This window comes from Stenotrophomonas sp. CFBP 13725, from assembly GCF_014841935.1.
Classification (GTDB): Bacteria; Pseudomonadota; Gammaproteobacteria; order Xanthomonadales; family Xanthomonadaceae; genus Stenotrophomonas.
The window spans coordinates 352,295-363,613 of sequence record NZ_JACYUV010000004.1 but is presented as its reverse complement, the minus strand read 5'-3'; the positions used below and the strand labels follow the sequence as shown (position 1 = coordinate 363,613).

Genomic DNA, 11,319 nt, shown 5'->3' with positions numbered 1-11,319 from the left:
AACTGCAGCGGAGCGGATTGCATATCACCACGGCTGGCCCATCGTGATGATCTGACAGGGACCGGCACTGTAGTGGGTGACGTTGCCCGTGACGCTGCCGGTGATGGTGGTGCTGCCGTTGGCGGATGTGCTTGTGATCACGGTCCTTTCACCGGACGTGTTACCCATCACGACGGTGTTTCTGGACGTGTTGCTGACGCGTACCTGCACACGCTGCGCAAGGGCCTGCAGAGTCATCTCCAGCGGGGATGCTGGAGGTGGCTGTGGGCCAGGTTGCAGCGCCGCGTGCGGTGGATGCGGCGTGCTGTAAACGATCCGGCTGGCACCGCGGATCGGCCCGGTATGAGCGGTGGTGTGCACGAACAGGTCTACCGGCGCGTCAAACACCAGGCCCCCTTCGACGCGCGCATGCGGCCCGATGACAATACGCGGCAGGCGGCACGACGCGCTCGTCGTCCGGTGCAGGTGAATGCCGCCGTTCACTTGTGAGTCCGCCGCCACCGTCAGGTCAGACGACACCGCATGGATATCTCCCTCCACCTTCGTGGCATGCAGCACGATATCGCCACTGACGGATTTCACATCGCCTTTTATGCGGCAGCCGTGATCTGTCTTGATCGTGCCACTGGTGGACTTGACCCCGTCTTCCACCTCGACATCGAGGCCGAGCGTGATATTGCCACTCACGGTTTCCGCACCACGCACCCAGGCCCTGTTGCCCACCACCAGATCACCACTGATGCTGCCGACCGGCCCCACCGCTGCCTCTTCGTGTACATGGATATCGCCGCTGGTCGTGGTGGCGCCGCCCACTATGGCCCGGGCCGCAATCCTGACGTCGCCACTTACCGATACCAGCTGGCCGTAGCGTCGCCCGGGCTGGGTGCGAAGGTCATCGCTGACGCTGCGCATGGAGTGTGCTGGCGCGTCTAGCGGGGCCAATCCGCGGGTGCGCCCGGCGGTCGCTGCAACAGAATGGGATGCATACATGCGCGTGCTCCTGAAGCGGATGACAGGGTGCCGCTGCGGCGAGCGCGGCAGCAACTAAACTCCACCTTAGCGGCGCCCACGCAGTCTGCCTGCCAGGAATGTGGCATCACCGGCACGTCGTCTGCCGTCCGCTAGCCGCGCACGATATCCACGAACGCGCGCAGCGCCGATGTCATCTGCCGCTGCCGTGGGTAATACAGCACGAACCCCGGAAAGGGCGGACTCCAGTCTTCGAGCATGCTCACCAGCTGTCCCGAGTCCAGCCACGGCCGCGCAGCGTCTTCCAACACGTAGGCGATGCCCAACCCATCCAGCACCGCGCGCACGATGGTGGTCTGCTCACTCAAGGTCAGTCGGCCCTGCACGTCGATCTCGAACGTCTCTGCGCCCTGCTCGAACTGCCACTTGTAGAGGTGCCCACTGGCGAAGCGGAATCGCACGCACTGGTGCTGCAGCAGATCGCGCGGGTGCAGGGGCGCGCCGTGCAGAGCCAGATAGGCGGGCGACGCGACGATCATGCCGCGCAGCGGCGGCCCCAGGGGCACGGCCACCATGTCTTCCGGCACGAACTCGTGCAGGCGGACGCCCGCATCGAAGCCCTGCGCCACGATATCCACCAGACCGTCGTTTTCGGTCACCTCGATGCGCACATCCGGGTGCGCCTGCAGGAAACGGCTGAGGCGTGGACTGAGCTGTGTCGGCACGGCGGCACGTGCGGCATTGATGCGCAGCAGGCCGGCCGGGGTGGCGCGGAACTGGTTCATTTCCTCCAGCGCGTCACTCACCTGCCCCAAGGCGGGCTGCAGGCGCTCCATCAACCGCTGCCCGGCTTCGGTGAGCGATACGCTGCGGGTGGTGCGGTGGAACAGGCCTACGCCCAGCCGCTCTTCCAGCGCGCGGATGGCATAGCTGACCGCCGACGTAGACAGCGCCAGTTCGGCCCCGGCACGGCGGAAGCTGCAGTGCCGGGCCACGGCGGCGAAGGCCGCGAGGTGGGTCAGGTTATCGGTTGCCATTGTGCAGTGCGCCTTGATGAATCATCCCGATCAACGGCCTATGTCGCCCGCCCGAGCCGGCGTATTGTAAAGCGCCTTTCCATAAACCCTGCCAAGGATCCCCCATGTCCCTCGCCAAGTCCTACGCCGTGCATTCCAACACCGCGCCGCTGGTGCCGTTCTCCTTCGAGCGCCGCGCCGTCGCCGCCGGTGATGTGCGCATCGAGATCCTGTACAGCGGCATCTGCCATTCCGACCTCCACCAGGCCCGCGATGACTGGGGTGGCGCAAAGTACCCGATGGTCCCCGGCCACGAGATCATCGGCAAGGTGGTGGAAGTCGGTGCCGACGTCACCACGCTGAAGGTCGGCGACTTCGCCGGCGTCGGCTGCATGGTCGATTCCTGCCGCCACTGCGACGCCTGCAACCACGATCTGGAGCAGTACTGCGCCGAGGGAGCGACCTTCACCTACAACGGTACCGACCGTAAGACCGGCGAAGCCACCCAGGGCGGCTACTCCGACCACATCGTGGTCGAACAGCGCTTCGTGGTGAAGGTATCGGAGAAGCTGGACCTGAAGGCCGCTGCCCCCCTGCTGTGCGCCGGTATCACCACCTATTCGCCGCTGCGCCATTTCAAAGTGGGCCCGGGCCAGAAGGTTGGCGTGATCGGTCTGGGTGGCCTCGGCCACATGGGCGTGAAGTTCGCCAAGGCACTGGGCGCACGCGTGGTGATGATCACCACCACCCCGGAAAAGGGCGCCGATGCCACGCGCCTGGGCGCTGATGAGGTACTGGTGTCGCGCGATCCGGAGCAGATGAAGGCGCATGCCGGCAGCTTCGATTTCCTGCTCAACACCATTCCGGTCGGCCATGACACCAACCCGTACATGGGCCTGCTCAAGCGCGATGCCACCATGTGCCTGGTTGGCGTGCTGACCGAACTGGACCCGCCGCTGACCGGCGTGAGCGTGATCTTCGGTCGCAAACACCTGACCGGTTCGGCGATCGGCGGCATGGCCGAAACGCAGGAGATGATGGATTTCTGCGCCGAGCACGGCATCGTCAGCGACGTCGAAGTGATCAACATCCAGGACGTCAACGAAGCATGGGAGCGGATGGCGAAGAACGATGTGCGCTACCGCTTCGTGATCGACATGGCCTCGATCAAGGGCTGATCGTTGCAGCGAACGGCTGAGCCCCTCGTGGTGGGAGGTGTAGTTGTACGGGTATTGGGCCGGGCGATGAGCTTGGTCGGGGGACGGCAACAGCCGCATCCTGCGGGCCTCGTTTCGCGCCATCCTTGGCGCTCAACGCCCCCGCCCAACCCCACCGCCCGGCCCCCGACAGGTTCCGTGGCCGCCCGCCACGTATGAAAAAAGAAGGAAAGCGGTAGCGCCGACCCATGGTCGGCGAGCGCAGCGGGCCGTTGGCGCAACCATTCCGCCGACCATGGGTCGGCGCTACCGCAGGCACCGTTGACCCGTCGGGTGGAGGGAGCCCCTGAGTCAGGGGCGGACGCGAAGCGGCGGGGTGTGGATGCTGGTGAGACGGGGCCCGCGGTTTGCGAAGCAAAGCGTGGGCGCGGCAGCGCGAATGCGATGACGTTGCCCGTTCGCAGCAATCAGTACGCGAACTCGCGGAACACGTGGTCCACATCCCCGTTCCAGCGGCCATGGAACAGCGCCAGCTTGCGTTCGGCCGGCGTCAAGCCGGACTCGACGATTTCCTGCAGCACATCCAGGTAATGGCTTTCGTCCATGCCGTCGGCGTTCAACGCCGCACGACGCTTCAGGCCACCCACCGCAATCTTGACCGCTTCGCGCGACAGGTCGCGCACGGTGCCGTTGCGGAACGGCAGGTTCATCGCATGCCGGGGCACACCGTCGCGCAGTGCATGGCGCTCCACCAGCGTGAAGTCACGCACCAGATCCCATGCGGCATCCAGTGCTTCATCGTCATACAGCAGGCCTACCCAGAACGCAGGCAGCGCACACAGGCGGCTCCAAGGACCACCGTCCGCGCCGCGCATCTCCAGATACTTCTTCAACCGCACTTCCGGGAACGCGGTGGTCATGTGGTCCGCCCAGTCGGTCAGCGTCGGCAGCTGGCCCGGCAGCACCGGCAGCTTGCCGGCCATGAAGTCACGGAAGCTCTGGCCGCTGGCATCGTGGTACACGCCATCGCGGTAAGAGAAGTACATCGGCACATCGAGCAGGTAATCGACGTAGCGCTCGTAACCGAACCCGTCGTCGAACACGAAATCCAGCATGCCGGTGCGGTCCGCATCGGTATCGGTCCAGATCTGCGAGCGGTAGCTGAGGAAGCCGTTGGGCTTGCCCTCGGTGAACGGCGAATCGGCAAACAGCGCAGTGGCGATCGGCTGTAGGGCCAGCGACACACGGAACTTTTTCACCATGTCCGCTTCAGTGGCGTAATCCAGGTTGACCTGCACCGTGCAGGTGCGCGTCATCATGTCCAGGCCGAGCGAACCGACCTTGGGCATGTAGTTCTTCATGATCTGGTAGCGGCCTTTGGGCATCCACGGCATTTCGTCGCGTGCCCACTTCGGCTGGAATCCCATGCCGAGGAAACCCAGCTGCAGTTCACCGGCGACCTGGGCCACCTCGTTCAGATGGGTGCCGGTTTCCACGCAGGTGTGGTGGATGGTTTCCACCGCGGCGCCGGACAGTTCCAGCTGGCCAGCGGGCTCCAGCGTCACCGATGCGCCATCGCGCAGCAGGGCGATGGTGCGGCCCTGTTCCTGCACGGCTTCCCAGCCGAATCGCTGCAGACCCTGCAGCAGCGCCTCGATGCCGCGCTCGCCATCGAAGGTCGGTGCACGCAGGTCGTCCAGGCGGAAGCCGAACTTTTCATGCTCGGTGCCGATGCGCCAGGCGCTGCGCGGCTTTTCTCCCGAGGCAATCACTTCCACCAGCTGCGAACGATCGGTAATGGGCGTCTGCGCGACGTGGCTGGGGCTCGACAAGGGACAGGACTCGCTGGTGGGGTGGCCGATGGAATGGGGCTGCCGCCCCTTCATCACAAGGGCGCACTATAGCGTGCGGCCTGCCCGCGTCACGCCTCCGTGACGGACTTCAGCATCCCACCCGCGGGGGCTTGACCCTCGTACACTGGGCCAATGACACCCGCGCTTGCCGACCTTGTCGACCTTGCCGATTGCGACAGCAGCGACGTGCTGGCCGACATGGCCAGCCTGGCCGACTGCGCCCGCGCGGAGGGCTACGCCTGCATCACCGCCCTGCGCGAACACGGTGCACGGTCGGTGGAGATCCCCGCGCCGCAGTTCGCGATCCTGCTGGAGGGCGAAAAGCGCGTCCGCACCGCCAGCCAGTCACTGCGCTTCGTGCCGGGCGACATCTTCCTGATCACCCGTCGTTGCCGGATCGATGTGGTCAACGTGCCCGATGCCCGCAGCGGCCGCTATGTCAGTGCGATCGTGCCGTTCTGCGATGAGGCCCTGACGGCTGCACGCACGTTGTGGAATGAGCCGCTGCCTGCCGCAGGCGAGGTACTGGTCCGCTTGCCGTTGCAGGAACACCGCACGCTGCTGCGACGCTGGCGTCAGTCGCTGCAGGATGGCCACTACAGCGATGCGCGGCTGGCCTTGGCGACGTTCGCGATGGCGCTCACGCGGCAGGGCCACGGCAGCCTGCTGCTGCCCCCGCAGCCGTCGCTGGCCGAACAGGTGCGCGACCGCATCGCCGCCGAGCCCGCGCGTGACTGGCCATCGCATGAGGTGGAAGCAGCCCTCGGCCTGAGCGGCGCCACCCTGCGCCGACGGTTGGCGGCCGATGGCACCAGCCTGCGCCAGCTGCTGATCGAGGCCCGCCTGGCCCACGCCATGGGGCTGCTGTACACCACCCGCTTGCCGTTGAAGTCGGTGGCAGCGCGCGTCGGCTACCGCTCGCTGCCCAGCTTCAGCAGACGCTTCGTCGAGCGTTACGGCCTGCAGCCGGCGGACATCGGCCGCGCTTGACGTTGCCGCGAGCGTTGCACGCACCAGCTTGAGCGCATCGCGCACACGACGCACGCCACGATGACGGCATGCGGCCATCGCCGCGCCATCGAGAACGCCCCATGCCCGTCTTCCCTTTATCCCGTGCCGTCCTGCTCGCACTGGCCTCGCTGCCGTTCAGCGCGCTGGCCGCCCCCCACTCCCCTGCCCCGAACGAACAGGTCGCCGGCGTCTACCACCAACGCATCGGCCAGTTGCAGGTCACGGCCCTGTTCGACGGTGTGGTGGCCCTGGGCCGCCAGGAACTCACCGGCATTGATCCCGCCACGGTGACCCGGGCACTGGAGGGGCGCTTCGTACCCGAAAGCACGAAGGGCCTGCAGACCGCGGTCAACGCCTTCCTGATCCGCGACGGTGGCCGCCTGACGCTGGTGGATGCGGGTACCGCCGACTGCTTCGGGCCCGGCCTGGGGCAGGTGCTCGGCAACCTCCGCGCGGCCGGTGTGGATCCGTCCGATGTGGACGATGTACTGCTCACCCACGCCCATCCTGACCACCTGTGCGGGATTCTCGATGCACAGGGCAAGGTCGCCTATCCGAACGCAACGGTGTGGCTGTCACAGGCTGATGCGGATTACTGGTTGGACCCCGCCAGCGAAGCCACCGCACCCCAAGGCGTGCGCTTCGCCTTCGCGCTGGCACGCAAGGCAGCGGCACCCTACCAGGCCAGCAAGCACCTGCGCACGTTCGTGCCGGGACAGCCGCTGCCGGGGCACGCCGTCGCGCTGGATACGCACGGCCATACGCCGGGCCACGTGTCCTACCGGTTCGACAGCGAGGGCGAGTCCCTGCTGGTGTGGGGCGATGTGCTGCATTACCACGCCGTCCAGTTCGCCTATCCACAGGCGTCTTTCGAAGCAGACAACGACCGCCAGGCGGCCGTCGACAGCAGGCGCGCCATGCTGCAACAGGCCGCGGATGGAAAATGGTGGGTCGCGGGCGCCCACCTGCCCTTCCCGGGCCTGGGTCACGTTCGCAGCGAGCGCGGGGCATACGCGTGGGTGCCCGCGGAGTTCTCGCCGCTCTGACCGGGGCGAGGGCCGCGGGCCCGGTGGGCATCGCGCGGTAGTGCCGACTTCAGTCGGCACCGGGTTTCCACAGCCGACTGAAGTCGGCTCTACCCCGTCATTGCCGTCGGCTTACAGGCCCAGCCAGCCGCCGATGATGCCGCGCGCTTCATCCACGCCCAGGCGGCTTTCGCCGGAGAACACCTGCACGCCGACGGTATCGCCGAAGGCCTCGTGCAGCTCTTTCTTGACCTTGTTCAGCGAGATCATCTGCTGGCTGCGGCTGAGCTTGTCCGCCTTGGTCAGCAGCGCGTGCGCCGGCAGGCCTCGCTGTACGGCATAGGTCAGCATCTGCCGGTCGTATTCCTTCAGCGGGTGACGGATGTCCATCACCACCACCAGCCCGCGCAGCGCCTGGCGGGTGCGGAAGTACTGGTCGATGAAGGCCTGCCAGTGCGCCTGCAGGTCCAGCGGCACCTTGGCATAGCCATAACCGGGAAGATCGACCAGATGGGCGGCAGGGGTGACCTGGAAGAACACCAGCTGCTGGGTCCGGCCGGGGGTTTTGGACACCCGGGCCAGCGCGTTCTGGCGGGTAAGGGCGTTCAGGGCGCTGGATTTACCGGCGTTTGAGCGGCCGGCAAAGGCCACTTCGGCCCCCTCGTCAGGCGGCAATTGCCGCATGTTGTGGGCCGAAACGAAGTAATGCGCGCGTTCGATGAGAAGAGACATGCCCATAGGATCGCATGTTGCGACGCCGCGCGCCCGGGGAGCGATTGACCGTAGCGTGAAGCGGCGCTGATAATCAGGTGTATCCGGGCGGAGGGCCTGGCCGGACCAAAACGGAGCTTTAGCATGCGCCACGCTCGCGTTCTTGCCGTTTCCGTACTTGCTGTCTCCGTTCTGGCCGCCGCCGCTTGGGCGCAGACCAGCATCACACCGCTGCCCGACAACGGGCCGATTCAGACCGCGTCGCTGGAAATCGACTTCAGCAAGACCACGTGGGGCGACGCCAAAGCGGGACAGGGAAAGGCGGCTGCCTGCGCGGCCTGCCATGGCGTTGACGGCAACGCCAGCATCGAGATGTATCCCAGCATCGCGGGCCAGAGCGAGCGCTACAGCGCCCAGCAGATGGCCCTGATCGCCACCGGCCAGCGCACCTCCGGTGCCTCGGTGGCGATGGTGCCCTTCGTCAAGGACCTGACCGCGCAGGACATGCGCGATATCGGCGCCTACTTCGCTACGCAGAAGGCGGGTGCCGGCATCGCCGACGACGGCGCGGTCGCCGAGGGCCCCTACAAGGGGCTGAAGTTCTATGAGATCGGCCAGCCACTGTATCGCGGCGGCGATGTCGCGCGCGGACTGCCGGCGTGCATGGCCTGCCACGGCCCGACCGGCGCGGGCAATCCCGGCCCGGCCTATCCGCATATCGGCGGCCAGCACGCCAGCTATGTCGCGCGGCGCCTGCAGGAATACCAGGCTGGGCGCACCGGCGAGACCGACAAGGCCCACTTCCAGATCATGGCAACCATCGCTGCCAAGCTGACCGAGCAGGAGATCCAGGCCTTGGGCAGCTACCTGCAGGGCCTGCATGACCGGGCCGACGATGTGGCCGCGCAGGGTGCACCGCTCGCCGCTCCCTGATGACCGCCTGGCCGCTGCGGTATCCCCCGCGGCGGCCGCCTGAGGTATGTTCATCTCCGCGCCGGCACACCGCTGGCGATCGTTCCTTTGGAGATGTGTGTCGATGAGGTTGATTCCCCGTCTGTTGCTGTCCCTGCTGGCGCTGGCGCCGCTGGCCCTGTCCGCCGCGCCCGCCGCCACCGCTGCGACCGACCTGCAGGAAGGTCGCGATTACGAGCTCATCGCCCAGCCCGGCCCCTTCCAGCCGCTGGCCGGCAAGATCGAAGTGGCCGAAGTGTTCGGCTATACCTGTTCGCATTGCGCGCATTTCGAACCGCAGCTGGTCGCCTGGGTCGCCAAACTGCCCAAGGACGTCCGGTTCACCCCGGTCCCGGCTGCGTTCGGTGGCCCGTGGGACACCTGGGCGGCTGCGTACTACGCCGCTGACCAGCTGGGCGTCGCCAAGCGCAGCCACAGCGCCGTGTTCAAGGCGCTGCACGAAGACCGCAGCCTGCCGATGCAGAACGTATCGCCGGAAGAGCTGGCCACCTTCTACGCGCAGTACGGCGTGAAAGAACCCGCCTACGTGGCGGCGCTGAAGAGCGATGCGGTGCAGGCGAAGGTCAAGGCCGCGCGCGAGTTCGCCCTGCGCACCAAGACCCCCGGTACGCCGACGCTGATCATCAACGGCCAATACCTGGTCAAGGGCACCAGCGCCGCCGACCAGCTGCGCATCGCCTCGGCACTGATCGCCCGGGCACGCAACGGCAAGGCCCGCTGAACCACACACCACCCACACGCGGAGGCAATGCCCCTGCGTGTCATCATTCGTTCCTGGCCGACGCACGCCGTCGGCTTCAACCATGGCTGGAGAAGCTTTGATGAAGACCCGTTTCGCCCTGACCCTGCTGGCCCTGCTGCCCCTCCTTGCCGCCTGCAAGGCGGACGATGGCTCGGCCAACGTGACCGCGCCGACCGAGACCGCCGCCACCGCCACACCGGCTGCCGATACCGCCGCAGCAGCCAACAGCGAACAGGCTGCAGGCACCGAGCAGGCCGCTGGCAGCGAGGCAGCCCCTGTGGCGGCCGATGCGCCCATGCGCCTGACCGGACCGGAGCCGGTCGCAGGCACCGATTACATCGTGATCGAGAATGGCCAGCCCTTCCAGCCGGTCGCAGGGAAGGTTGAAGTGGTGGAGATCTTCGGCTTCGTCTGCCCCGCCTGCGCTGCGTTCCAGCCGCTGGTCGGGCCGTGGAAAGCCGGTCTGCCGGGTGATGTGAACTTCGTCTACGTGCCGGCGATGTTCGGTGGCACCTGGGACGACTACGCGCGTGCGTTCTATGCAGCGCAGACGCTGGGCGTGGAAGAGAAGACCCATGACGCACTGTATTCCGCCATCCACGCCGAGCAGACCCTGAAGGGTGAGCGCGGCCGTGATTCGGTCGAGGACATTGCCGGTTTCTACGCCAAGCACGGCGTTGATGCCAAGCAGTTCACCGCCGCCATGAGCAGCTTCGCGGTCAATGCCAAGACCAATGCCGCCAAGCAGTTCGCCCAGCGCAGCAAGATCTCTGGCACCCCGTCGCTCATCATCAACGGCAAGTATCTGGTGAAGGGCAACTCCTTCCAGGATTACCTGCGCATCGCCGACCATCTGATCGCGCGCGAGCGTGCGGCCAAGGCCGGCAACTGATCCCGGCACAGCGCATCCCGACGTGAACTCCCCCCACGCACGTACCCTGCGTCTGTTGACGGCCAACATCCAGGCCGGCTCCAGCACCCGCCGCTACAGTGACTATGTGACCCGCAGCTGGTCGCATGCACTGCCGGCCGGGCGCAAGCGGAGCAGCCTGGATGCCATCGCCACGCTGGCGCGTGGGCACGACATCGTCGGCCTGCAGGAAGCGGACCCGGGCAGCCTGCGCTCGGGCTTCACCAACCAGACGCATTACCTCGCCCAGCAGGCCGGCTTCAATTACTGGAGCCACCAGCCGAACCGGCGCATGGGCGGGGTGGCGTCGTCGGCCAACGGGCTGCTCAGCAGGCTGGAGCCGGTAGAAGTGCAGGACCACGCCCTGCCCGGCCGGATAGGCGGGCGCGGCGTGCTGCTGGCGAAGTTCGGCGACGGGGCCGAGGGGCTGGCCGTGGCAGTGGCACACCTGTCGCTGGGTGCCGGCTCGCGTCTGGCGCAACTCTCGTTCATCGCCGACATGCTGTCCGACCACCCCAACGCCGTGCTGATGGGCGACTTCAACTGCCTGGCCGAGCGGCCGGAAATGCAGGTGCTGTACCAGAAGACCACCCTGCAGCCCCCTGGCTGCGTGGTGCCGACCTTCCCCAGCTGGCGCCCCGACCGCGCCATCGACCACATCCTGGTCAGCAGCAACCTGCAGCAGCGCAGTGTCGAAGCGGTACCCGCCGCGTTCTCCGATCACCTGGCCCTGGCCATGGAGATCGAAGTCCCCGCCAGCGCCCTCCGCTGAAAAAAGGGGACGGAGGGGATTAAGTCGTTTTTGGCATGCGGGCAGGCCAAAAACGACTTAATCCCCTCCGTCCCCTTTTTTATCTATTGATGATGCGAATCACTCCCATTATCATGGCGCATCGTGACCGCGCAGGACCGTGCGGGACTGCGACAGCTCGCCCCCCCACTCTCCGCTCCGC

The 11,319-nt window shown here is 66.6% G+C and carries 11 protein-coding genes; 7 read left to right on the top strand and 4 right to left on the bottom strand.

Features of this window, described 5'->3' with window-relative positions; translation table 11 throughout:
- Positions 1 to 24 precede the first annotated feature (24 nt).
- Entirely contained in the window at positions 25 to 912 is an 888-nt protein-coding gene (locus tag IFT65_RS09720; RefSeq protein WP_192081278.1) for a DUF4097 family beta strand repeat-containing protein, read from the bottom strand.
- A gap of 209 nt (positions 913 to 1,121) precedes the next feature.
- On the bottom strand, positions 1,122 to 2,006 hold the full coding sequence (locus IFT65_RS09715) for a LysR family transcriptional regulator (protein WP_192081277.1): 885 nt from the start codon (positions 2,004 to 2,006) through the stop codon (positions 1,122 to 1,124).
- Positions 2,007 to 2,110: 104 nt separating this feature from the next.
- On the opposite strand from IFT65_RS09715, the gene IFT65_RS09710 reads away from it, so the two are divergent.
- Positions 2,111 to 3,163 carry an NAD(P)-dependent alcohol dehydrogenase gene (locus IFT65_RS09710; RefSeq protein ID WP_188326193.1) on the top strand — a complete coding sequence of 351 codons (1,053 nt, stop codon included), beginning with the start codon at positions 2,111 to 2,113 and terminating at the stop codon, positions 3,161 to 3,163.
- Positions 3,164 to 3,609: 446 nt separating this feature from the next.
- Here the strand turns inward: IFT65_RS09710 and IFT65_RS09705 are convergent, their stop codons facing one another.
- Positions 3,610 to 4,974 (bottom strand): glutamate--cysteine ligase, encoded by a 1,365-nt coding sequence (locus tag IFT65_RS09705; protein ID WP_188326192.1) that lies wholly within the window; start codon positions 4,972 to 4,974, stop codon positions 3,610 to 3,612.
- Between the two features lie 153 nt (positions 4,975 to 5,127).
- Between IFT65_RS09705 and IFT65_RS09700 the strand changes: the two genes are divergently transcribed.
- Together IFT65_RS09700 and IFT65_RS09695 are read left to right on the top strand one after the other, a co-directional pair.
- On the top strand, positions 5,128 to 5,985 hold the full coding sequence (locus IFT65_RS09700; RefSeq protein WP_192081276.1) for an AraC family transcriptional regulator: 858 nt from the start codon (positions 5,128 to 5,130) through the stop codon (positions 5,983 to 5,985).
- Positions 5,986 to 6,086: 101 nt separating this feature from the next.
- A complete protein-coding gene (locus tag IFT65_RS09695) occupies positions 6,087 to 7,052 on the top strand; it encodes an MBL fold metallo-hydrolase (RefSeq protein ID WP_192081275.1) in 966 nt (321 codons plus the stop codon).
- A 111-nt stretch (positions 7,053 to 7,163) separates the two neighbouring features.
- Here the strand turns inward: IFT65_RS09695 and yihA are convergent, their stop codons facing one another.
- Positions 7,164 to 7,763, bottom strand: coding sequence for a ribosome biogenesis GTP-binding protein YihA/YsxC (gene yihA / locus IFT65_RS09690; RefSeq protein ID WP_188326189.1), 600 nt, complete (start codon positions 7,761 to 7,763; stop codon positions 7,164 to 7,166).
- A 123-nt stretch (positions 7,764 to 7,886) separates the two neighbouring features.
- Here yihA and IFT65_RS09685 point away from each other — a divergent pair, with 123 nt between their 5' ends.
- The 4 genes from IFT65_RS09685 to IFT65_RS09670 all read left to right on the top strand — a co-directional run bounded on the left by IFT65_RS09685 (position 7,887) and on the right by IFT65_RS09670 (position 11,138).
- Positions 7,887 to 8,675 (top strand): c-type cytochrome, encoded by a 789-nt coding sequence (locus IFT65_RS09685; RefSeq protein ID WP_192081274.1) that lies wholly within the window; start codon positions 7,887 to 7,889, stop codon positions 8,673 to 8,675.
- 103 nt (positions 8,676 to 8,778) lie between these two features.
- Positions 8,779 to 9,435, top strand: coding sequence for a thiol:disulfide interchange protein DsbA/DsbL (locus tag IFT65_RS09680; RefSeq protein ID WP_192081273.1), 657 nt, complete (start codon positions 8,779 to 8,781; stop codon positions 9,433 to 9,435).
- A 100-nt stretch (positions 9,436 to 9,535) separates the two neighbouring features.
- Positions 9,536 to 10,348, top strand: a complete 813-nt coding sequence (locus tag IFT65_RS09675) for a thiol:disulfide interchange protein DsbA/DsbL (protein ID WP_192081272.1) — start codon at positions 9,536 to 9,538, stop codon at positions 10,346 to 10,348.
- A 52-nt stretch (positions 10,349 to 10,400) separates the two neighbouring features.
- On the top strand, positions 10,401 to 11,138 hold the full coding sequence (locus IFT65_RS09670) for an endonuclease/exonuclease/phosphatase family protein (RefSeq protein ID WP_192081356.1): 738 nt from the start codon (positions 10,401 to 10,403) through the stop codon (positions 11,136 to 11,138).
- The last annotated feature ends 181 nt before the right edge of the window (positions 11,139 to 11,319 follow it).